The following is a 22,358-nucleotide window of genomic DNA, read 5'->3' on the forward strand; positions in this document are numbered from 1 at the left end:
GGGTTGCAGGAAGGCAGCGCTTCGCCCATTTCAGGCGGTATGGCCAAGCCGACAAACCAGAAGAAATCGCCGCTCGACGATCCCGAACAGGCGGCGTTCGCGTGGGCCCGTTACCGTAGGTTGATGGCATTCATGATGTTCGTCACGGTCAGCGTGGTGGCTGGCGCGATGTACCTGTTGTGGCGCGAAAACGGCGATGTGTCGGTACATTTGTACATCGCCACCGCGCTGGGTATCGGATTTGCCATGCTGCTGACGAGCGCTCTGATGGGTTTGGTGTTCCTGTCGAACGGCACCGGCCATGACGCATCGATCCACGATCCTACCGCCGACTAACGCGATAGTTCAAAATGCACGGTCGCTTCAGGCGAGTGTGTCGCCCTCGGCCGGGTAAAGCCTGAATTCTTCCACCGGCTCGCCGCCGATCAGGTGCTGTTGCAGGATACGTTCCAGCACCGGCGGCGTGCAGGAATGATACCAGACATTGTCGGGCCAGACGACGGCGATGGGGCCATGAGCGCAGACTTGCAGGCAATCGGCCTTGGTCCGCTGGATAATGGGTCGGCCCGCCTCGCGCCCGCTCTTGCCGCCGACAAGGCGCAGCTCCTTCATCCGCTGCTTCAGGAATTTCCATGCAGCTTCGCCTTCGGCACGTTTGCAGCATTTCTGCTTGTCCGATATCGCGCACAGAAAGATCTGCCGTTCAGCTTCCGCGCCGCCGATCTTGGCCAGCGCGCGCCGCGCCTTCAGCAGCGATTTTGGTTCGTTCATTTGCCGGCATCTTCCTGTTTTAACCAGCGATCGAGCCAAGAGAACACGGTTTCGTGCCACTGAAGCGAATTCTTCGGGCCGAGGACCCAGTGGTTTTCATCCGGAAAGACCAGCAACTGGCCGGGAATATTGCGCTCCTGCAACGCGGTAAAGCTGGCGATACCTTGCGTATAGGGAATGCGAAAATCCTGTTCGCCTGCCACGACGAGCATTGGGGTCTGCCACTTGTCGACGTGGTCCACCGGGTTCCACTTTTCGTAAGCGTCGGGATTGTCAGCATAGGAACCGCCGAAATCCCAGCGCGGAAACCATAGTTCCTCGGTGGTGTAATAGAACATCCTCAGGTCGAACAGCCCGTCATGCTGGACCAGGCATTTGAACCGGTCGGGCCAGTTTCCGGCGATCCAGTTCATCATGTAGCCGCCATAGGATGCGCCCATCGCGCAGGCGCGGGTGCCGTCGATCTGGCTGTCTTTCGCCAACGCCGCGGCCAGGCCGAGTTGCAGGTCCTCCAATGGCTTGCCGCCCCAATCGCCATTGATGCTGTCAGCAAAATCCTGCCCGTATCCGGTCGATCCGTGGAAATCGACCGACACCACGGCATAGCCCTGACTGGCCAGCACGCGCGGGTTCCAGCGGCTGGACCAGCCATCGTTGAAGCTGCCCTGTGGCCCGCCATGTACATACAGGATCGCGGGAAGCTTGCCTGCATGCCGTTCCGGCTTGGTGATCTGGCCATATACCGTGTCGCCATCCGCCCCGGCAAAGCTGAAGCGGGTTGTAACAACGCTGCGCTGGCGGCCCATCAGGCTGCTGGCGACGTCGGTCAGCGGCATCGCCTGACCTGCATCGACGGAGAGATACAGTTCGGAAGGCGCGCCGATAGAATCGCGGGTGAAGAGGATATTGCCGTCCGGCAGCGCAGCGACATTGCCGATATGTGCCTCGTTCCCCGGCATCAGGTCGAGCTCGCGGATCGAACCGGTGACCACGTCGATGGCATACGCGGGCGTATCCAGCACGCTTTGCGCGGTCGCCAGCAGGGTGCGCGAATCAGGCGTCCAGGCGAGCGAGCTGAAACTGCGGTCGAAATCTTGCGTCAGCGCGCGCGTGGTTCCCGAAGCAAGATCACGCAGTTGCACCACCATCCGGTCGGATTCGTAACCCGGCCGGGCCATCGCGACGTACGCAAGATACCGGCCGTCGGGTGAGGGCATGGGCAGTGCATCGGTCGCCGCGTTATCGGCCGTCAGATTGGTGACCGCGCCGGTGCTCAGATCGGTCCGATAAATGTCGAGATTGGTGGAGTAGGGCTCGTTTGCATCGGCGACGCGGGCGGTGATGTAGGCTGCCGATCCATCGGGCGCGATCGCGATGTCCTCGTCCCCGCCAAACGGTGCGGTTGGAGTGTCCCCGACAAGCGCGCCGCTCCCTGCTGGCCCGTCGAGAGGAATCGCTGCGCCGGTAATGCTGCCGCCATCCAGCGCATAGGCGAAAGCGCGGTTGTAAGTGCCAGGGGTTTCCCATGCGTCCCAATGCCGGATGAAGCCGCCATCGCTTTCATACAGACGTCCGGTGCCGCCAACCGCGTCACCACCAACCGGGTCGCCGCCCTTGGGGCCGGCATCGCAATCGAACGCGCTGCAACTACGCGCGCGGGCGCCATGCACCACGATCCGCGACAGGTCTGGCGCGAGGACGAACCCGCCAACCGACGCGGCGAAGCTGGTCACCTGGCGAGGCTCGGCCAGGCGGCGGTTTTTCTGCAAGGCTGCGCGATATACCTGCGTGATGCCTGCCTCGTCCGGGGCCAGGTACCACAACGCACCATCGCTGCCGAAGCGGACCGACGAAGCTTCGCCGAGCGCTTCCAGATGCAGTGGTTCGCCCATTGCCGCGATCGAGCGCAAATATTTGTGCGATGACCGCTTGTAGGTTTCGGGATCGGTCTTTGTAACCGAATAGACCACCATCCCGCCATCGGGGCTGACCGATGGACTGCCTAGCCGAGGTGTTGTGACAAGATCCTGCGCCGTCATGGGATGCGGTTCGGCCACGGTATCGGCGCTTGTTTCAGCGCTTGTCTGAGAATGGGCAGGCGTTGCGGCGGCCATTGCGGCGAGCGAGATTGCGTATGCGAGAGTTGTTTTCATGGTGCAGCAGCTAGCCCAGCGGCGGTCTGCTGGGAAGTGGTTGCAGGGCTCAGCCCCTTTTGCCGGCAATCCGGGCTATTTCCGCTTGCACCAGTTTCTCCACCATCGGCGGCAGATTGGTATCTAGCCACTGCGCCAGCATCGGACGGAGCATTTCGCGCACCAGCCCTTCCAGCGACGTTTCGCCGGACCGGACGATCTGCGGCGCGGCACCAGGTGTGGCCATCGTGGCCAGGGCGGCAAGGTTCTGGCGCATGGCGTCATGCGTATGCTGGGTCAGCAAGGACACCGTATCGTCATCGGCCAGGTCGCGCGGTTCATCCGCCATATCTTCATCATCGAAAGCGGCGTCCTCGGCATAGTCGGCGGGCGACAGGTCCAGGATCTCTTCCGCCTCGTCATGCGAAGCGGGCTCTGGCGCGGCTGCGTTTTCCGGTTCGGCCTCGGTTGTTTCGGGTTCGTCGGCAATTTCGGCCTCGAGGCTCTCGCGCTCCCGCCGCCGCCTGCGATCATGCGCGCCGCTGCGGTTGTCCCGCGCGATTACCTTTTTGATTGATTCGAGGATTTCCTCCACCGAAGCATCGCTGCCATGCTGCATCGTAACCGCTTTCCCATACCCAAAGACGGGCCAATACCCTAAGACGGGCGCCGATCCAGTTCCGGACCCTGAATTTCGCCCGGTATTTCCGCGTCGGGGGCGGGAATGTCAACGGTGCTGGTACCGGTCGTGGTCGGTGCTTCGGTGCGTTCCCAGTCCCACCACTTGCCGCGAACCGCCTCGTAATTGGTTTGCGGATCGTACAGCTGCTCGCCCGGGAACAGGCCCAGATCGCGCGCTTCGGCGCGGCCCATGGCAGCCAGCAGGGAAAAGCCGGCGACATAGGCGTTGCGCCGTGCAGTCACCAATTGCACCCGTGACCCAAGCAGTTCCTGTTCGGCATCCAATATATCGAGCACGGTGCGGTTGCCGACCGTATTTTCGGCGCGCACGCCTTCGAGTGACAATTCCGCCGCATCGACCGCCGATTGCGAAGAATCGATAATGGCGAGCGCGGCCTGCCAGCTCGACCAGCTGGAGCGAACCTGCCCGATGACGTCACGCTCGACCGCGATGACCTGCTCCAGCGCGGCACTGGCAAATGCGCTGGCCTGCCGTTCGCGGGCTGCCGTCAGTCCGCCTTGCAGCAGCGGGACGGACAGGCGCACGCCAACCTGCGCACTGGTCTGGCCCTGCGGCGGATTGACGGCAACACCGCCGCCCGATCCGCCCAACGTGCCAAGGAAGTTGTTGTAATTGCCGCCAGCAAACAGGCTGACGCGCGGAAGACGTCCGGCACCTGCCACTCGAATGTCGATCCCGGCCGCTTCGGCGCGTTCGATCGCTGCAATCAGATCGGGGTTGGATTCCAGCGCGATCAGCACCGCCTCGCCGACCGTAGCGGGAAGGCCCGGCAAAGGGGGCGGGGGCTGGAGGTTCGTCGGCGCTTCGCCAACCAGCTGGATATAGTTTTCACGGGCGCTGATGAGGTTGGCGCGCGCGGACTGCAGGTCCCCTTGTGCCAACGCCAGCCGCGATGCCGATTGCGCCACGTCGGTGCGTGTCAGGATGCCGATTTCGAACCGGTCGCCCGTCGCATCCAGGTTCACGGCCAACACATCGACCTGGTTTGCGGAAAGGCCGACAATCGCTTCCTGCCCGATGACGTTCATGTAGGCGGCCACAACCTGGCTGAAAAGCGAGGATTCGGTTGCGCGAAGCTCTGCCTGACCGGCGGCAACCCGCGTTTCCGCCGCCCGCACGGCATTCTTGACCGCACCGCCGGAATATAGCGGCACGCCAAGATCGAGTCCCGTACCGACGGACCTTTCAGGAGCGGTAAAGCTGGTGGAGGCCTGTTTCACGAATTCGATATAATCGGCTGTGGCATCGACCGACGGCCGTCCGCGCGATTTTTCGATAACCACGTTCTCATCCGTCCCACGCTGCTGCGCCCGGGCCCCGGCCAGTACCGGATTGGTGCGATAGGCCTGCGCCAACGCTTCTCTCAGCGTGTCGGCCGAGGCACTGGCTGGCACCAGCGCGCTGCCTGCGGCCAGCCCCGCAATCGTCAGCAAAGTACCGCGCAGCATCGTCAGAAGGCCCAGGCCTTGACCGTGTCGAAAGCGGTCAGCCGCGGAATGCCCATTTCCGCCAGCTCTACCAGAGCGACCGATTTGCCAACCTTGCGGCCCGATGCCAGCCGGGTCACGCCATTGGTGACAACGCCTGTGACCACGCGGGCGTCATCGGCCAAACGCTTCGCCAGATGAGTGGGAAACTCTTCCACCGCACCATCGATCAGCAGCAGCGTATAGTCGCCACTCTTGCCGGATTTCTTCGCCGCCTCATCGATGTTGAGGACTTCCACAGTGCCTGCCAGCGGTTGCACAAGCGCGGCAAGATAACCGCTGCCGCCATCCAGCACGAGCACGCGGTCGGCCTGCCTGGGCTTCGCTTCCTGCAACAGCGCACCGTAGAACAATGGGGGTGCGATATTTCGCCCATCGCCCAGCGATACGGCGCGGTCGGTGTAAGCGAAGGCGCGCATTTCCGGCGGCACGTAATCTTCGCGCGGCACGGCGGCCAGGCGTTCCAGCGTCGATAGATCGTTGATACCGCTGGGGCGAAGCTGGCTGTCGATCATCGCGCGGCGTGCGGTATGCGGCGGATCGAGCGTTTCGGCACTGGTCGGATTGAAGGGTCGCACGTAAGCATTCCGTTCGGTTGCGGCGTTTTCACAGATATCGCCGGGGACTTCGAAAGGGCGCTCCGGCCCGCCACCAGCTTCTAAGCGGAACGGCCCGTCCAGCCAAGCGCTTTGACCCTATGGCGCGGCCATGCTTAGGCGTAAGGCACGTTCGACAGGCAGGAGTTCGGGTTCGATGAGCGACATTACCACCATTACCGAAGACGATCTGATCGACAGCATTTCCGACGCGCTGCAATATATCTCCTATTACCACCCGCTCGATTACATCACCGCGCTGGGCGAAGCATATGAGGCGGAACAGGGCCCCGCGGCCAAGGACGCGATTGCGCAGATCCTGACCAACAGCCGGATGTGCGCCGAAGGTCACCGGCCGATCTGCCAGGATACCGGGATCGTCAACGTGATGTTTAAATGGGGTCAGAACTGTCACCTCGACAGCCAGCGACCCCTGCAAGACGTTGTCGATGAGGGGGTGCGCAGGGCTTACAACCATCCCGAAAACAAGCTGCGCGCCTCCATCCTGGCCGACCCCGCCTTCACCCGCCGCAACACGCGCGACAACACACCATCCGTGGTGAGCGTCGAGATGGTGCCGGGCAACACTGTCGAAATCGACGTCGCGGCCAAAGGCGGCGGCAGCGAGAACAAGTCCAAGTTCAAAATGATGAACCCGTCCGACAATATCGTCGAATGGGTGCTGGAACAGCTGCCGTCGATGGGCGCTGGCTGGTGCCCGCCCGGTATGCTCGGCATCGGGATCGGCGGCACAGCGGAACATTGTATGAAGCTGGCCAAGCAATCGCTGATGGACCCGATCGACATGGGCCAGTTGAAAGCACGCGGGCCGCAGTCGGATATCGAGAAACTGCGGATCGACATTTTCGATGCGGTGAATGCAATGGGTATCGGCGCGCAGGGGTTGGGCGGGCTCAGCACCGTGCTCGACGTGAAGATCCTCGACTGGCCGTGCCACGCCGCGGGCAAGCCGGTGGCGATGATCCCCAATTGTGCCGCCACCCGCCACGCGCATTTCACTCTCGACGGCAGCGGCCCGAGCTATCTGCCCGCCCCTGATCTGGATGCATGGCCCAAAGTGAACTGGCAGCCGGATGCGGCGGCCAAGCGCGTCGATCTCGATCATCTGACGCCGGAGATCGTAAACAGCTGGGAAGATGGGGACCGCCTGCTGCTGTCGGGCAAGATGCTGACCGGCCGCGATGCGGCGCATAAGCGGATCAAGGAAATGCTCGACAAGGGCGAGGAATTGCCGGTCGATTTCAGGGGCCGTGCGATATATTATGTCGGCCCGGTCGATCCCGTCATGGGCGAAGTCGTTGGTCCGGCGGGTCCCACCACCGCCACTCGGATGGACGTGTTCACCGAAACCATGCTCGACCTCGGCCTGCTGGCAATGATCGGCAAGGCGGAACGCGGGCATGACGCGGTGGAAGTGATCGCGCGCTACAAGGTCGCATACCTGATGGCGACGGGCGGCGCAGCCTATCTCGTCAGCCGGGCGATCAAAGAATCCAAAGTCGTCGCGTTCGAAGATCTGGGCATGGAGGCGATTTATGAATTCACCGTGCAGGACATGCCGGTGACAGTCGCCGTCGATGCGCGCGGCAACAATGTCCATACCCTTGCACCGGCCAAATGGCGCAAGAAAATCGCCGAAGAGGGCCTGCTGGAACCTTACCTCGCCTGACATACGCTGGGCGGCGTCGCAGCCCGTATCGACGAAGCGCGGCTGGCATTCGACCACGGCGCTGGCGCGCTACGGTCCTGCGGACTAGGCCAGGGCCATGCTGCCTGTAACTCCCGACGCGCGCGTTCCCGTACGCACAGTGCTTGTTTCGGTAGTGGTCCTGTGGACAGTGTATTTCATCATGACGACCCTGCGCGGCGTCATGCTCGACCTGGATATGCAGTCCGAACTGCTGCTGCGGCGTGCCGGGGTGGCACTGTTCGGTATGATCGTAACGCTCGCGCTGTGGCTGATCTTACGCCCGCTCGACAGCAAGCCGCTCTGGCTGAAGATCGTTGCGGCAGCCGTATTCGCAATTCCGCCTGCATTGTTCTTGGCGCAGGCCAACAGGATCGCCTTTGCAGATGTGCAGAGGCCGGTCATCCTGTTCTCCGATGAACAGACCGGAGTGACCGTACGCCGCGATGAAGCGGGCAATATTCTGGTAGATATTGCCGGTTCGGAAGGCGCGTTTCCGGAAGAATATGAAGAGGAGGCCGATGCCGGCAATTCCGATCCGGCGATGACGATGATACCAGTGACCAAGCTGCAGTGGCAAAGGCTCACCGATATCCTGCTGGCGCGATATTACCTGCTGCTGGTATGGTGCGCATTGTATTTTGCCCTGTTGGCCGTGGCGCAGACCAAGGCGGCGGAGCGGCGCGGCGGCGAATTTCGCCGCGCGGCCAAGGCGGCTGAATTGCGATCCCTGCGCTATCAGGTGAACCCGCATTTCCTGTTCAATTCGCTGAACTCGCTGTCCGCATTGGTGATGACCGACAGGAGCGAGCAAGCGGAGGAAATGATCCACACGATCAGCCGGTTCTACCGTCGCAGCCTGATCGACGATCCCACATCCGATGTGCCGTTGGCCGACGAATTCGATTCGCAGCGGCTCTATCTCGCCATCGAAACCGTGCGGTTTCCCGACCGGCTACGGACGCGGCTGGACCTGCCCGAACATCTGGAAGAGGCGCGCGTACCCGGCATGATCCTGCAACCGCTGGTCGAAAACTCGGTGAAGTACTCGGTGGCTGCGCGGACCGATCCGGTCACCATCAGCATTACCGCGCATGAGGAAAACGGGCGGCTTATCGTGCGTGTGTCCGACGAAACGCAGGTTGCGGAGCGCGCGCAGGATGGTGGCAACAGCAAGGGTAGTGTCGCTGTGCCCCAGCACGGTTTCGGCATCGGGCTCGCCAATGTACGCGACCGGTTGCTTGCGCGGTTCGGCAAAGATGCCAGTATCACTTCCGGCCCGACGGCACATGGGTATGAAACGGAATTGCGGCTTCCCCTCATCAAGCATGGATTTTGAACCGATGATCAGCCCGACCGATACGGCAAAACCTTCCTCCGAAGCGCAGGGCGCACCCCTTCGCACCCTCATCGTGGATGACGAGCCGCTGGCGGTGGAACGCCTGCAGGTCATTTGTGCAAAGCTCGGGCAGCTCGACGTCGTGGGCACCGCCAGTGACGGTGCGGCGGCATTGCGGTTGGCCGACGCGCTTGCGCCCGATCTGATCCTGCTCGACATGACCATGCCCGAACTCGATGGCTTGCAGGTGGCTCGTAAACTGGCGGAGTTCGCGAAACGCCCGGCAGTCATCTTCGTTACCGCGCATGATAATTTCGCGGTCGAGGCGTTCGATCTCGATGCGGTGGATTACGTCCTGAAACCGGTTGCATCCGACAGGCTGGCGCGCGCGATCGAGCGGGCGGTGCAGCGCCGCGATGAACGCGGCGGGGCGCGGAACGCGGCGGGCAGCGGGCCGGATCAGGAGTGGCTGCAGGAACTATGGGTGCCGCACCGGTCCGAATTGCTGCGGATCGACATCGCGCAGGTCGGGCGCATCGATGCCGAGCGGGATTACGTCCGGCTCCATGTGGGCCCTGCCGACAATGGTAACGCCGATACCGGCAGCGAAGCATCTGATGTGAGAACCTACCTCCTGCTGCAGACGATTGCAGGGCTGGAAAAACGTCTCGACCCGGCCGAGTTTATCCGCATCCATCGCAGCACCATCCTGCGCCGCGACCGCATAACCGGCCTGCGGCATGACGGGCTGGGCGTCTGGTCGGTGGAGCTGGGCGGTCAGGGCGAGAAAGAGGCGCTGCGCATCGGGCGCACTTATTTGCCCAAGGTCAAGGCAATGGCCGGACGCTGACAGGTTCCGCTGGCGTTCGCCGGCACCGGACAGGCCGTTAGGCAAAACCCGGGCCGGGGGACTGATCCAGCCCGGGTTCGCCTGCGCCCTTGGGGTGTCGCGGCGCAGAGGCAACCGGGGAAGGATCGCCGGCCGCCTTCAGTTTGTTACCGGCACGCCATTCCGTTTGCAGCCGGTGTTCGATGGTCATGCGGCGCTCGCCGACCAGCGACCATCATGCTGGACGGACGGCGGAAAATGGGCGACAAACCGCATATGTTGGCCGTTCGACCCATTCCCATTGTCAGGCTTGAAAGGCCGCCGATGACAGGGGCCGGGCTGTGAACGCTGTCGCCCTCACCATCATGTTCATCCTCGGCATTGGCAATTTCGCCGCACATAAGGCAGTGCTGGAAAGCGGGCACCCACTGCTCGCCAGCACACCATGGTTCGTTCATGGCGGCCGCAAGGGCCTCACCCTATGGCTCGAATTTTCCGTGTTGCTTGGCGCAATGCTACTGGTCAGCGGCGGCTGGCCGTTGCTGGCATGGGCTTATGGCATATACAGCATCCTCAACTACGCCTCTGCGTGGGTGATCGTGACGGGGCGGATATGAACCAGGAACCTAGGCGCATCTGGCTGGTCGTGAACGCGCGCGCCGGCAGCAATGACGAGACTGCGATCGAGCGGCTGAAGGACGCGTGCGCCGCAAACGGGTTCACTATCGACCGCCAGATCGACTTTCCCGACGATAACGCCCCCATTCCGGCCGCGCTGGACGACGCGCGTATCGATACGGTCGCAATCTATACGGGCGACGGATCGCTCAGTTTCTGCCTGTCGCAGCTCGATGGTTGGGACGGGCAAGTGCTGGTGCTGCCGGGCGGGACGATGAACCTGTTGTGCAAGCGCCTGCATGGCGATGTGGATCAGGAGGAAATTCTCCGCCGGGCAGGCACCGGTGCGATGCGAAAGGTCCGGCCCTCGATCGTGCGTAGCGGCCACGGCAATGCCTATTCAACGATCCTGATCGGGCCTGGCACCTTGTGGGCTGAAGTGCGCGAGGCAATGCGCGGTATGGAAGTTCTGGAAACGGTGAAGCTGGCGCAGGAAGCCACTGCGGAAACGGCCACAGGATCGAGGATAACGGTGATCGAACCTGTTCTGGGGCGCCGGGAGGGTTACGCACTTATGGAAATCGCGGCCGGGGAATGGGGACTGCAAGTGGACGCATATGATTCGCAGACGCCGGGGGATTACCTGCAACAGACCTGGGCGCTGCTTCGCCGCAGCTTCCGCGAAGGGCCGCATGAACGACTTGGAATGGTGGACGAACTGGTCTGCGAAAACGTGGAAGACGAGCCGATAGAAATGCTGATCGATGGTGAACCCTTCAGCGGGGATGCGCGCGAAACCTATACGATGGCCCAGGCCGGGGTGGATTTGCTGGCGAGCGAGCATGGCTGATCCTGTCGAGACAGATACGCCACAAGATAGGCCACAGGGTCCGCTGCTTTTCCAGCTGTCCGACATCCATTTCGGGCTGGAGGACAACACCGCGCTGGATTGGGTCGCAGCCGAGATCGCCGCGCGCAAACCCGATGCGGTGATGATCACGGGCGACCTGACGATGCGCGCCCGGCACAGCGAGTTTGCCGCAGCGCGCGAATGGATCGAACGGGCCATTCTGGCGCACAACGTTCCGGTCACGCTGGAAGTAGGCAATCATGATATGCCCTATTTCAACCCGATCGAACGGTTTTTCGCGCCATACAAGCGGTTCAAGGGGCTGGAGGCATTGGTGGAGCGGCCGCTCGGCCTGCCGGGAATGGCAATCATTCCGCTCAAGACCGCAGTGCGGGCTCAGCCGCGCCTCAACTGGTCGAAAGGCTGGGTGACGGACCGTGCATTGCAGGAATGCCTAAGCCTGCTCGACGCGGTACCGGATACCGCACGGCGACTGGTCGCAGTCCATCATCCCCTGCGTGAGGTGGGAACGCATGGAACTGCGCTGACGAAGAACGGCGAGAAAGCGCTCGCCGAATTGGCGAAGCGCAACATTACAGCGGTGCTGTCGGGCCATGTGCACGACGCGTTCGATATTACCGAGGACACTCCCAATGGTCCGGTACGGATGATCGGGGCGGGCACCTTGTCGCAGCGCGTGCGCTCAACCCCGCCCAGCTTCAACGAGCTGACTTTTCGGGACGGCGAATTGCACGTCTCGGTGCGCAATCTCGAAGCGGTTGCCAGCGACGACATGATGATCGGCAGCGTGCCTGAAAATGCGCTTCCGCCCCGCCAGCCAGGCGAACCCGTCGCACCGGTCGGACACGTCCCGCGCACCGACCCGCCCGTACATTGACAATCAACCTTTGGTAGAGCGCTGGTTGCCGGTGTTCCTGCAATGTTCTAACTTTGTGCGATGTCCGATTCGGTATCCTCAGCACCTGACAATTTGGCCGATGCGAAGCGGCTCTATCTGGATTTCGACAGCTTCTTCGCCTCGGCGGAACAGCACTTCAACCCGGACTTGCGCGGCAAACCGGTCGGCGTGGTACCGCTCGATTCGCCGCATACCGGCTGTATCGCCATCAGTCGGGAAGCGAAGGCGCGCGGGCTGAAATCCAATGTTTCGATCAAGGAGGCGCGGCAAACCGTGCCGGACATGATCTTCGTGGTCGCCCGCCCCGATGCCTATGTGCGTCTGCATCACCGCATCCTGAAAGTCATCGAGGCCTGTTTGCCAATCGCAAAAGTGCGCTCGATCGACGAGCTTGTTTGCCATTTGCTCCCATCGCAATCGGAAACGGTGATAGCTTTGGCGGGCCGTATAAAACGCGCGCTGGCAGACGAATTCAGTTCGGGCCTTACATGCTCCATCGGGGTCGCGAGTACGGAATTGCTGGCCAAGATCGGGGCGGAACTGACCAAGCCCGACGGTTTCAACCTGCTGCGCACCCAAAACCTGCCGGGCCAGCTGGAACATCTGAAACTGACCAAGCTACCCGGCGTTTCGGATGGGATCGAGGCCCGGTTGCTGGCTGCCGGTATCCGCAGTTTCCCCGATCTGTGGGCGCTCGACCGGAAACATCTGCGTGCGCTTTGGGGCAATGTCGAAGGCGAACGTTTCTGGAACGGGCTTCACGGCGAACATATGGAGCGGCCGGAAACCGTGAAGCGGATGTTTGGACATAGCCGGATGCTGCCGATGGACTGGCGGACACCCGAGAAAGTTCACGAATGCGCGCGGCAACTGGCTTTAAGCGCCGGTCGGCGATTGCGACGGGCTGGCTTCCGCGCGACGAAAATGACCGTGGGGCTGCGCGAAGGGCGGTATTCGACCGGAGGGCGCAGCGCGAAAGGCGCGAAGAGATGGGTCCGCGAACTGGTGTTCGAGCCCGCGCGCGACGATCACACGCTGCTGGAGATATTGAGCGAAGCCATGACGCATTGCGCGCGCGAATGGCGTTTCAAACCGCGCTCCGTCAGCGTCATGGTCCATGGGCTGGTGGCGGAAGACGCCGCGCAGGGCGACCTGTTCGGTCCTGCGTCCTCCACCTCGGTATCGGGCCGTCCACGGGTGTCACAAGCCAAGCGCGAGAAATTGAGCGATACGCTCGATCTGCTGCGAGCGGCACACGGGCCGGCAGCAGCCACGATCGGCCCGAAAGTCGAATTGCCTGGAGGCTATCTGGGCGCCAAGATCGCATTCGGGCGGATTCCCGATCTCGCCGATTTCAGCGAAGCCCAGACCGAGGACGGCGCGACGCATTTCTGCTCGGCCTGAGCCAGATGAGACGCTGGACATGACCCTGAGGTCTTACACACAAAGCTGAAACGAAAAAGGCGGCCCGCTTGTCGCAGGCCGCCTTTCCTCGGTGATCAGGCGCCCATACGGGCGGATTGTTACCGCTTCGAGAACTGGAAGCTCTTGCGCGCTTTTGCACGGCCATACTTCTTGCGTTCCACCACGCGGCTGTCGCGAGTAAGGAAGCCGGCGGCTTTCACCGTGGCACGCAGTTCCGGTTCGAACCGGGTCAGTGCCTGGCTGATGCCGTGCTTGACCGCGCCGGCCTGGCCGGACAGTCCGCCACCGCGAACGGTGGCGACCACATCGTACTGGCCTTCCCGGTCGGTGATGGCGAATGGCTGGTTCAGCACAAGACGCAGCGTCGGACGCGCGAAATATGTTTCCTGTTCGCGGCCATTGACCGTGATCTTGCCCTTGCCGGGTTTGATCCAGACACGAGCCTTGGCATCCTTGCGACGGCCAGTGGCATAAGCGCGGCCCTGGGCGTCCAGTTCCTGCTCACGCAAAGGTGCGGGCGGGTTCTGGGCGATCGTGGCAGCATCGGCATTCGGCGCATCGCCAGCGATGTCTTTCAGATCGGCGAGGTCGGAGACGGTTGCTGTCTCGGCCTTTGGCTCTTCAGCCTTGGGTTCCGCAGGGTCAGCTGCCTTTACGTCGGCCTTGGGTGCATCTTCCTTGGCTGCAGCTGCCTTTGGCTCCTCAGCCTTTTTCTCGGCTGGGCTTTCGGTAGGTGCTGCGTCGGCTTTCTTGTCGTCGGCCTCTTTTGCAGGAGCCTTCTTCGCGGCAGGCTTCTTCGCCGCAGCTTTTTTGGCCGGAGCCTTCTTCGCAGCAGGCTTCTCAGCAGCGGTATCGTCTGCCTTGGCGTCTTCTGCCTTGGTGTCGGGCGTTTTCTTGTCGTCAGCCATCAGGAAACAGCCTTGTTCTTGCGGTTCATGGAAGCGACGTCGAGCACTTGCGGGTCCTGCCCGTTATAAGGATGCTCGGTGCCGTTGAAGAGGTGCAGCGCACGCATCTGGTCGCGGCCCAGCGGCCCGCGCGGAACCATGCGCTCGACAGCCTTTTCGAGCACACGTTCGGGGAAGGCGCCTTCGAGGATCTTCTCGGGCGTCGTTTCCTTGATTCCGCCGATATAGCCGGTGTGCTTGTAATACTTCTTGTCCGACATCTTCTTGCCGGTGAAGCGCACCTTGCCGGCATTGATGACGATTACGTGATCGCCGCAATCCACATGCGGGGTGTAGCTCGGCTTGTGCTTGCCGCGCAGGAGGTTGGCGATAATCGATGCGAGGCGGCCAACGACCAGACCTTCGGCATCGATGACGTGCCATTTCTTTTCGACTTCGGCCGGTTTGATCGACCGGGTCGCCTTGGTGAGCGCCTTCATGGCTGTGTTCCTTGACGTAAACGTAATCGCGGAGAGCACGGCAAACTGGATTCGCGCGCCGGGGTCCGCGGGGAAGCGGGCATTTGTGCGCGAATGGTGATTTAGTCAAGCTTTCATGCGGTGCTTGGGGGAGGTATAATAATACCGCACGCACTTACACAGGGTGTGCGGCCCGATGTTTGGTGAGGCATTTGGATCGGCTCGATCGGGTTTCTGTTAGTGTCCGTCCGAACCAAATTTGCGTGACATGCCTTCGTTTATCGGGCTGCCGACAGACTCCAATTTTCGCTAGTAGTGCGGTGACTGGTTCCGATGGAGGTTACCACTTGCCGCGAGGCACGCGCCATCATGCCCGTTTGCGAATCGGTTTCTGCATCGAATGTAACCTCGACCGTACCTTCGCTGCCACCAGGGAGCGCTATGGTTCTTGCGTCGCGCCATTGCAGGCGTTGCGGGGCGAACAGGTCGCGTGGCCAGCGCGACAGCAATTGCGCTCCGTTCGCGGCAAGCATGACAAGGTAATTGCGGACGGCCTCGACTTCGGGGCGGGGCGGACTGGCCGTTTCCAGCAATGCACGCGTTTCTCGTATGGCATCGTTGAGCACGTGTTGCTCCGACGGATAGCCAGCATCGCCGATCAGACCAACCGCGTCCAGTGCAAGCGGGAATTGCGTGTCGGCAATACGCGCGCGCTCTTTATCGGCCAGCCAGGCGAGCGAGGATGGAGTGTCGACGTTTACCGCGGATTGCGCGCCGGACACAATGTAGGCGCGCTCCTGACGGTGGAAGCGAATGCGCCAGTCCCTCGACACAATGATCGCTTCCTGCCGGGCTGCGGGGTTCGGGTTCGCCAGGGGGCGGCTTAGTACGCGCCGCAGCACCAGATCGGTGTCGGGAGGATCGAAGACAGGATTGGATTGCAGCAGCCCGGTCGCGGCATATGCCGGGCCGCCGATACCGGTGGCTCCCGCGGCAAGAACCGTGCCCCAGCCAAGGCGCTGCAGGATCGCGCGCCGGTCCATCCCGTTCACGCCCGGCGGCCCAGGATATGGGCGCCCCACGCGGTTACGCCGACCAGCAGCGCGCCAGTCACCTGATGCGCGACGGCCAGCCACAACGCGACGCCGGTCATTACGGTGGCAATACCAAGCAGGATCTGCACGCCAACGACGGAATGGATTGCGACCGAAGCGGACCGGCGGACCGGTCGCAACGCACGCGCCAGCACCACCAGACCGGCCAGCGCAACAAATGCCCACCACCGATGCAGGAAATGCAGCAAATACGGATCGAATGCCATGGCATGCAGCAAGCCGCGCGACCCGTCATATTCGGGCACGATCCGGCCCTGCATCAGCGGCCAGCTATCGGAAGCAAGTCCGGCGTTCAGCCCCGCCACCCATGCACCGAGCAAAAGCTGCACGAATAGCACCAGCGCGGCAATCGAAGCCACTGTCGTCAGGCGCGATGGCGGCGATCCATCGCGGCCCAGCGCCTTCAGGTCGAGCGCGGTCCAGATCAGTCCGGCAAGCGTGAACAGCGCGGTCAGCAGATGGATCGACAGCCAGAAATGGCTCACATCCGTCATTTCGCCCGACAGGCCGCTGCGCACCATGAACCAGCCGAAAACACCCTGCATCGCGCCCAGCATCAACAGTGCCACTAGCCGGATCTTGTAACCCTTGGGTATCTGCCCTTTGACCCAGAACCACGCCAGCGGAAGCGCGAAGGCCAGTCCGATCACACGGCCGAGCAACCTGTGGAACCACTCCCAGAAAAAAATGAACTTGAAGTCCGCCAATGTCATTCCGGCGGGTCCGGTGACATTCCGGTATTCACCGGTGGCCTGATATTTTTCGAACTCCGCCATCCAGGCCGCATCGGACAAAGGGGGGATGGTGCCCGTTATCGGCTGCCATTCCGTGATCGACAGGCCCGATTCGGTCAGCCGGGTAATTCCGCCGACCGCAACCATCGCAACCACCAATGCAGCCACGAACCACAGCCAGTTGGCGATCGCCCTTGGCGCGTCACCCACGCTGCCGTTCAGACGGAACTGCGTAGGCGGAGATGTAAGCGGTGTGGTTGCGACCATACACGTCATTTGCGGACCGCAATAGCAAAGCGCAAGGGGTTCACGCTGCACCATGTATATATGCCGGACAGCGTTGAAAGCTTGCATCATGTTACACTGTCACATACATAGGGCAGGTCATGACGCGCACGCCATCCAGATTTCGCATCACGCTCGACCGCACCGGCATCGTCCTGTCAGGGCTTTGTGCAGTGCATTGCCTCGCCAGCGTGGTGTTGCTGGCTGCATTGGGAGCGGGTGGTAGCGCGCTGGGCATGTGGCTGCTCGATCCGGCGATCCACCGCTTCGGGCTGGTGATTGCCTTGTTCGTGGCGGCGGTCGCCATCGGGCTGGGTGCCTTGCGCCATCGCCGCGCTGCGCCGTTCGTGGTTGCGATGACCGGGCTCAGCTTCATGGGCGGTGCCTTGGCTGTGCCGCACGGAATGGAAGAGGCGGTACTGACGATCATCGGCGTGGCACTGGTTTCTGCCGGACACATCCTGAACTTGCGCGGTTCGCATCAAGCGCTATCTCGCGGGGATGAGCGGCACACTTAGCATCACCCTGAACGGCGAGCCCCGGCGCGCCGCCCCCGGAACCATCGCCAGCCTGGTTGAAGCCATCGGTCTCCTTCCTGAAAAGGTCGCGGTCGAGCGCAATGGCGAAATCGTCCCGCGCAGCAATCTGGACCGGGTTCTGCTGGCCGAAGGCGACACCTTGGAAATCGTGCATTTTGTCGGCGGTGGTTCGGGGAATACCGGTTATGCCGCGCCGGACGATAGCTGGACCGTTGCAGGGCACACGTTCAATTCGCGCCTGATCGTGGGCACCGGCAAGTACAAGGACTTTGCCGAAAACGCCGCTGCATTGGCCGCCTCCGGTGCGGAAATCGTTACCGTGGCAGTCCGCCGGGTGAATGTGACCGATCCCGATGCGCCGATGCTGTCGGACTTTATCGACCCCGAACAGACCACTTACCTGCCGAACACTGCGGGCTGCTTTACTGCCGATGATGCGATCCGGACCCTGCGTCTTGCTCGCGAGGCAGGTGGATGGGAGCTTGTGAAGCTGGAAGTGCTGGGCGAGGCGCGCACGCTGTATCCCGATATGCGCGAGACGTTGAAAGCGACCGAAGTGCTGGTGGCGGAAGGCTTCAAGCCGATGGTTTATTGCGTCGACGATCCCATCGCGGCGAAGCAGCTGGAAGAGGCCGGCGCGGTTGCGATCATGCCGTTGGGCGCGCCGATCGGATCGGGCCTCGGCATTCAGAACCGGGTCACCATCCGGCTGATTGTGGAAGGCGCGAATGTGCCAGTACTGGTCGATGCGGGCGTCGGCACGGCCAGCGATGCCGCCGTGGCGATGGAGCTGGGCTGCGACGGTGTGCTGATGAACACCGCAATTGCGGAAGCGAAAGACCCCGTGCGTATGGCCCGCGCCATGAAGCTGGCGGTAGAGGCCGGACGGCACGCCTACCTCTCGGGCCGGATGGGACGGCGCAAATATGCCGATCCCAGTTCGCCCTTGGCCGGGCTTATCTAGCCCAGTCCCAGTTTAATGCGCCTCAACCGAGCCGCATGACCGTTTTCAGGTTCATGAATGTGTGCAGGCCGAACTGCGCCAGCTCACGGCCGTGGCCGGAATTCTTGATCCCGCCGAACGGAGCTTCTGCTGAAGATGACAGCATCTGGTTGATCGCGGTCATCCCTGCCTCGATATCGCGGATGAAGCGTTCCTGTTCGACTTCGTCCTGCGTGAAGACTGCCGAACCAAGGCCGAAGGGGATGTTGTTGGCGAGAGCAATGGCATGATCGATATCTTCGGCCCGAAAGACCATTGCGATGGGGCCGAAAATTTCCTCCTTCGCCATCGGGCCGTCCAGATCGATGCCGGTCAGCACGCCCGCGCTGATGTAAGCACCGCCTGCATGTGCGCCCGCATCCAACGCCTCGCCGCCGAATTCCAGCTTGGCGCCTTCATCCTGCGCCTTGGCGATCTGGTCCAGCACGGTCTCGCGCTGCTCGAAACTGGATAGCGGCCCCATGTCTGTCGCATCGTCATACGGATCGCCGGTGGTGACCGCCTGCATGGCGCCGGTGAATTTGGCCATGAAGCTATCGTAGATATCGGTGTGCACGATCATCCGCTTGCCGCAGATGCAGGACTGGCCGGTGTTTTGAATGCGTGCCTGCACGGCTTGCTCCACCGCATCGTCCAGATCGGCGGACGGCATGACGATGAACGGGTCGGACCCGCCCAGTTCCAGCACGACCTTTTTCAGATGCTTGCCCGCCTGTTCCGCAACGGCGCGGCCTGCGCCTTCGCTGCCGGTGAGAGTGGCGGCCACCACGCGCCGGTCGGCAAGGATGTCTGCTACAGCGTCCGATTTGATCGGCAGGTTCTGGAACAGTCCGTCGGGTGCGCCTGCCTCGACCATCATTTCCTCCATCAACGCACCGCAACCCTGCACGCTGCTGGCGTGTTTCAAGAGGCCGACGTTACCGGCAAGGATGGTCGGGGCGAGGAAGCGGACGGCCTGCCAGTAGGGGAAGTTCCACGGCATCACCGCCAACACCGCGCCTTGCGGCAGCCAGCGACCGGTCGCCGTCCCGCCGCCGCCCAATTGCCAGGTGATATCGTCCAGCATCGCCGGGCCTTCCTGTGCGAAATGACGGAATGCGGTGGCGCATTTGTGAACCTCGGCCGTGGCTGAGCTCAGGGTCTTGCCCATCTCCTTGGTACACATGCGTGCGAGCCGATCCGCATTCGCCTCGTATGTTTCGGCCAGCTTTTCGAGCAGCGCGCAGCGCTCATCCAACCCGGTTTCGCGCCAGCTGCGATAAGCAGTGTCGGCGCGGACCAGCGCGTCCTCGATCCCGTCCTTCGTCAGCTCCTCGTAATCGGCGAGTTTCTGGCCGGTGGCGGGATTGTGGGTGGAGATCATCGTTCGGGCTTCCTTGGATCGTATCGGGTCGGCGGTACGGTTGGATAACGTTCCTGTGGCGCGCGCGTTTCCGGTATATGGGCGTGTGTGTAATTCCCGTTCGGAAGCGTTACGGAATATTAACCACGTCCGGCCACACCTGTTTGCGTAACAGGGACAATTGCCATGACCGTAACCAGTACCGCCTCGCTGACTATTACCGAGATGCGTGAATTCGCCAGCTTCGATCCTGCCGAACAGCGCTATATCAAGCGCAGCCTCGATGTGGGTCTGGCACGACAGGATGCCTTCAAGCTGTGGGCGCGCGACGCGGCGGAGAACATCGCCATTCGCGGGCAGTATGTGGCCTATCAGGATTTGAAAATGCTGCGCGACGTGATCCCGCATGAAGGTGCCATCGGCGCAGTGGCGGTGTTTATCGGCAATCTGACCAAGGTCGCGGTGTTCGACCTGTCGCAGGAGCGGATCGAATGCTTCAGCGCCTTCCGCTTCCTTTATGAACGACTGCTCGGGGCCGAGGTTCGCCCGTTCCTGCCCAGCGCGTTCTGCGCCGCCGCCGCATTGCCCGCGATTCGCCCCGAACGCCGCCGGATGTTGCTGCAATCCTTGAGCGAGGCCGCCGCCACGGCGCCGGGCTGGTCATTGCGGGAGCCGGGCTTCTTCCCCGAATTTGTGGAAACCGAAGCAGCCTGATTACGGCGTAGCGGGTCTATCCGCGGTACAACCCGTCGAGCCGATCCTGATACCGTTCGCGGATCTTGTGGCGGCGGATTTTCATGGACGGGGTCATTTCCTCGTTCTCGATCGAGAACGCCTCGTCTGCGAAGATGAACTTGCGGACCTTCTCGGTGACAGACAAATCCTTGTTCACCCGGTCCACCCCGGCGCGCACGGCGGCGCGAAAGGCGTCATCCTGCTGCAATGCGGAAAGGTCGAAATCCTTGCCGTTGTCCCTGGCCCAATCCATCGCCCATTCCGCATCCGGAACGAGCAGCCCCACGATATGCGGACGCTGGTCGCCCGCCACCATCGCCTGCCCGATTTCGGGTTGCAGCGTCAGCATGCCTTCCAGCTTCTGCGGGGCGATATTGTCGCCCTTGTCGTTGACGATCATGTCCTTTTTGCGATCGGTAATCTTGATCCGGCCGACATGATCGATGTGGCCGATATCGCCTGTATGCAGCCAAGGCCCCTTGTCGGGTTCGGCCGGATCGCGTTTCAGCACACGTTCCGTTTCAGGTTGGTTCTGCCAGTAGCCATGCATCACCAGCTCCCCCCGGCACAGGATTTCGCCATCGTCTGCAATGCGGACTTCCACGCCTTTCATCGGCGGGCCGACCGTGTCCATGGCGATGCCGGCTGCGGGGCGATTGCACGAGATGACGGGGCCGGATTCGGTCTGCCCGTATCCCTGCAGCATAGTGAGGCCCACGGATTCGAAAAAGATGCCGACTTCGGGATTGAGCGGCGCACCGCCTGAGACCATGGCCTTGAGCTTGCCGCCGAATTTGGCGCGGATTTTCGGACGCAAAACGCGCTCGATCACGAAGTCGACCGGGTAATCCAGCAGGTTCATCGCGCCGCGCGAACGGCGCTCACCTATTTCGATCGCCTTGTTCATCAGGGTGAGCGCCATGCCGCCCTGCTTCTCGATATTTTTCATGATACGCGTACGCAGCACTTCGAACAGGCGCGGGACCACCACCATGATGGTGGGCTGCGTTTCCTCGATATTCGACGCGAGCTTTTCCAGCCCTTCGGCGTAGTAGATTTGGCCGCCCATGCCGATGGGCAGATACTGGCCGCCGGTATGTTCATAGGCATGGCTGAGCGGCAGGAAGGACAGAAACCGTTCTTCTCCCCAACCGAAATCGTCGGCCAGGATTTCCGCTGCGCCAGTGACGTTGCACAGGATCGCGCCATGGTGCTGCAGCACGCCGCGCGGCGCGCCGCCGGTACCGCTGGTATAGATGATGCAGGCGGTTTGATCGCGGGTGATACCCTGCAACCGTTGCCGGACAGCGGCGCGCGAGGTGCCGATCCGATCCTCGCTGCCGGAAACCATCGCGTCCCAATCGTGCCATGAGATCATGCCGGACTGAGACGATTTGACGCGGTCGATCGGGATGATGTGATCGGCAATGCCGGACTGCATCATCGCCGGGATGAGCGGTTTGGACAGCCTGTCGTTCGAAACGATGACCGCCTTCGCGCCCGAATTGTCGAGGATGTGTAAGTGATCGCGTTCGGTATTGGTGATGTAGGCCGGCACTGTGACGCAGCCTGCCGCCATGATGGCAAGGTCGGCGATGCACCATTCGGGCCGATTTTCAGACACCAGTGCCACCCGGTCGCCATCCTCGAGCCCCAACTCCCGCAGCGATTCGGCGAGCAGGCACACGCGGTCCGCCGCCTCGCGCCAGCTTATCGGCTGCCATTCGCCGCGTTTTTTGGTAGCAAGAAATGTGGTCTCGCCGCGCGATTCCGCCCGGTCGAGAAACAGTTCGACGAGACTGTTCGCCGTTTCGATATCAGAAAGTTCCAAGCATTCCTCCGGGTCGGGGCTCTGGCAGATC

General features: G+C 62.1%; 23 protein-coding genes. 11 read left to right on the forward strand and 12 right to left on the reverse strand.

Annotation, left to right across the window (positions count from 1 at the left end; genetic code table 11):
- Positions 1-39: 39 nt before the first annotated feature.
- Positions 40-336 (forward strand): hypothetical protein, encoded by a 297-nt coding sequence (locus HME9302_RS11785; RefSeq protein WP_115367729.1) that lies wholly within the window; start codon positions 40-42, stop codon positions 334-336.
- A 27-nt stretch (positions 337-363) separates the two neighbouring features.
- On the opposite strand, the gene HME9302_RS11790 is transcribed toward HME9302_RS11785, so the two are convergent.
- The 5 genes from HME9302_RS11790 to HME9302_RS11810 are packed head-to-tail and all read right to left on the reverse strand — an operon-like array spanning position 364 to position 5,671.
- Positions 364-771, reverse strand: a complete 408-nt coding sequence (locus tag HME9302_RS11790; protein ID WP_115367173.1) for a (2Fe-2S) ferredoxin domain-containing protein — start codon at positions 769-771, stop codon at positions 364-366.
- The gene (locus tag HME9302_RS11795; protein ID WP_115367174.1) at positions 768-2,924 is read right to left on the reverse strand and encodes an alpha/beta hydrolase family protein; all 2,157 of its coding nucleotides are present in this window, start codon (positions 2,922-2,924) and stop codon (positions 768-770) included. Before HME9302_RS11795 ends, HME9302_RS11790 begins: the two co-directional genes overlap by 4 nt.
- Before the next feature lie 49 nt (positions 2,925-2,973).
- Entirely contained in the window at positions 2,974-3,522 is a 549-nt protein-coding gene (locus HME9302_RS11800) for a DUF2497 domain-containing protein (RefSeq protein WP_115367175.1), read from the reverse strand.
- A 38-nt stretch (positions 3,523-3,560) separates the two neighbouring features.
- Positions 3,561-5,054 carry a TolC family outer membrane protein gene (locus HME9302_RS11805; RefSeq protein ID WP_115367176.1) on the reverse strand — a complete coding sequence of 498 codons (1,494 nt, stop codon included), beginning with the start codon at positions 5,052-5,054 and terminating at the stop codon, positions 3,561-3,563.
- Positions 5,055-5,056: 2 nt separating this feature from the next.
- Complete coding sequence (locus HME9302_RS11810) at positions 5,057-5,671, reverse strand: protein-L-isoaspartate O-methyltransferase family protein (protein ID WP_230079993.1); 615 nt, start codon at positions 5,669-5,671, stop codon at positions 5,057-5,059.
- Positions 5,672-5,846: 175 nt separating this feature from the next.
- Between HME9302_RS11810 and HME9302_RS11815 the strand changes: the two genes are divergently transcribed.
- From HME9302_RS11815 to HME9302_RS11825, 3 genes are all read left to right on the forward strand, one after another.
- Positions 5,847-7,379, forward strand: coding sequence for a fumarate hydratase (locus HME9302_RS11815; RefSeq protein ID WP_181815759.1), 1,533 nt, complete (start codon positions 5,847-5,849; stop codon positions 7,377-7,379).
- 97 nt (positions 7,380-7,476) lie between these two features.
- On the forward strand, positions 7,477-8,736 hold the full coding sequence (locus tag HME9302_RS11820; RefSeq protein WP_115367178.1) for a sensor histidine kinase: 1,260 nt from the start codon (positions 7,477-7,479) through the stop codon (positions 8,734-8,736).
- A gap of 4 nt (positions 8,737-8,740) precedes the next feature.
- The gene (locus HME9302_RS11825) at positions 8,741-9,586 is read left to right on the forward strand and encodes a LytR/AlgR family response regulator transcription factor (protein WP_115367731.1); all 846 of its coding nucleotides are present in this window, start codon (positions 8,741-8,743) and stop codon (positions 9,584-9,586) included.
- Positions 9,587-9,623: 37 nt separating this feature from the next.
- Here the strand turns inward: HME9302_RS11825 and HME9302_RS13335 are convergent, their stop codons facing one another.
- On the reverse strand, positions 9,624-9,776 hold the full coding sequence (locus HME9302_RS13335) for a hypothetical protein (RefSeq protein WP_181815760.1): 153 nt from the start codon (positions 9,774-9,776) through the stop codon (positions 9,624-9,626).
- Between the two features lie 130 nt (positions 9,777-9,906).
- Here HME9302_RS13335 and HME9302_RS11830 point away from each other — a divergent pair, with 130 nt between their 5' ends.
- The 4 genes from HME9302_RS11830 (at position 9,907) to HME9302_RS11845 (ending at position 13,356) form a co-directional block, all read left to right on the forward strand.
- On the forward strand, positions 9,907-10,182 hold the full coding sequence (locus tag HME9302_RS11830) for a hypothetical protein (protein WP_230079994.1): 276 nt from the start codon (positions 9,907-9,909) through the stop codon (positions 10,180-10,182).
- Positions 10,179-11,033: a diacylglycerol kinase family protein gene (locus HME9302_RS11835; RefSeq protein ID WP_181815761.1), complete on the forward strand. Its 855-nt coding sequence runs from the start codon at positions 10,179-10,181 to the stop codon at positions 11,031-11,033. The genes HME9302_RS11830 and HME9302_RS11835 overlap by 4 nt, the downstream gene beginning before the upstream one ends.
- Positions 11,026-11,931 (forward strand): metallophosphoesterase family protein, encoded by a 906-nt coding sequence (locus tag HME9302_RS11840; protein ID WP_115367180.1) that lies wholly within the window; start codon positions 11,026-11,028, stop codon positions 11,929-11,931. The genes HME9302_RS11835 and HME9302_RS11840 overlap by 8 nt, the downstream gene beginning before the upstream one ends.
- A gap of 93 nt (positions 11,932-12,024) precedes the next feature.
- Positions 12,025-13,356, forward strand: a complete 1,332-nt coding sequence (locus HME9302_RS11845) for a Y-family DNA polymerase (protein WP_230079995.1) — start codon at positions 12,025-12,027, stop codon at positions 13,354-13,356.
- Between the two features lie 119 nt (positions 13,357-13,475).
- On the opposite strand, the gene rpsI is transcribed toward HME9302_RS11845, so the two are convergent.
- The 4 genes from rpsI to HME9302_RS11865 all read right to left on the reverse strand — a co-directional run bounded on the left by rpsI (position 13,476) and on the right by HME9302_RS11865 (position 16,739).
- Complete coding sequence (gene rpsI, locus HME9302_RS11850; protein WP_181815808.1) at positions 13,476-13,946, reverse strand: 30S ribosomal protein S9; 471 nt, start codon at positions 13,944-13,946, stop codon at positions 13,476-13,478.
- A gap of 338 nt (positions 13,947-14,284) precedes the next feature.
- Positions 14,285-14,764 carry a 50S ribosomal protein L13 gene (rplM, locus tag HME9302_RS11855; protein ID WP_115367182.1) on the reverse strand — a complete coding sequence of 160 codons (480 nt, stop codon included), beginning with the start codon at positions 14,762-14,764 and terminating at the stop codon, positions 14,285-14,287.
- Between the two features lie 257 nt (positions 14,765-15,021).
- Positions 15,022-15,795 (reverse strand): hypothetical protein, encoded by a 774-nt coding sequence (locus tag HME9302_RS11860; RefSeq protein ID WP_181815762.1) that lies wholly within the window; start codon positions 15,793-15,795, stop codon positions 15,022-15,024.
- Positions 15,792-16,739 carry a COX15/CtaA family protein gene (locus tag HME9302_RS11865; protein ID WP_230080063.1) on the reverse strand — a complete coding sequence of 316 codons (948 nt, stop codon included), beginning with the start codon at positions 16,737-16,739 and terminating at the stop codon, positions 15,792-15,794. Before HME9302_RS11865 ends, HME9302_RS11860 begins: the two co-directional genes overlap by 4 nt.
- Positions 16,740-16,978: 239 nt before the next feature.
- On the opposite strand from HME9302_RS11865, the gene HME9302_RS11870 reads away from it, so the two are divergent.
- Positions 16,979-17,395 carry a MerC domain-containing protein gene (locus tag HME9302_RS11870; protein WP_115367184.1) on the forward strand — a complete coding sequence of 139 codons (417 nt, stop codon included), beginning with the start codon at positions 16,979-16,981 and terminating at the stop codon, positions 17,393-17,395.
- On the forward strand, positions 17,379-18,380 hold the full coding sequence (gene thiS / locus HME9302_RS11875) for a sulfur carrier protein ThiS (protein ID WP_115367185.1): 1,002 nt from the start codon (positions 17,379-17,381) through the stop codon (positions 18,378-18,380). The genes HME9302_RS11870 and thiS overlap by 17 nt, the downstream gene beginning before the upstream one ends.
- A gap of 22 nt (positions 18,381-18,402) precedes the next feature.
- On the opposite strand, the gene HME9302_RS11880 is transcribed toward thiS, so the two are convergent.
- Positions 18,403-19,806, reverse strand: coding sequence for an NAD-dependent succinate-semialdehyde dehydrogenase (locus tag HME9302_RS11880; protein WP_268243495.1), 1,404 nt, complete (start codon positions 19,804-19,806; stop codon positions 18,403-18,405).
- A 141-nt stretch (positions 19,807-19,947) separates the two neighbouring features.
- Here HME9302_RS11880 and HME9302_RS11885 point away from each other — a divergent pair, with 141 nt between their 5' ends.
- Positions 19,948-20,475 (forward strand): hypothetical protein, encoded by a 528-nt coding sequence (locus HME9302_RS11885; RefSeq protein ID WP_115367187.1) that lies wholly within the window; start codon positions 19,948-19,950, stop codon positions 20,473-20,475.
- Between the two features lie 16 nt (positions 20,476-20,491).
- Here the strand turns inward: HME9302_RS11885 and HME9302_RS11890 are convergent, their stop codons facing one another.
- The gene (locus tag HME9302_RS11890; RefSeq protein ID WP_115367735.1) at positions 20,492-22,327 is read right to left on the reverse strand and encodes an AMP-dependent synthetase/ligase; all 1,836 of its coding nucleotides are present in this window, start codon (positions 22,325-22,327) and stop codon (positions 20,492-20,494) included.
- Positions 22,328-22,358: the final 31 nt, after the last annotated feature.

This window comes from Alteripontixanthobacter maritimus, assembly GCF_003340475.1.
Taxonomy (GTDB): Bacteria; Pseudomonadota; Alphaproteobacteria; order Sphingomonadales; family Sphingomonadaceae; genus Alteripontixanthobacter; species Alteripontixanthobacter maritimus.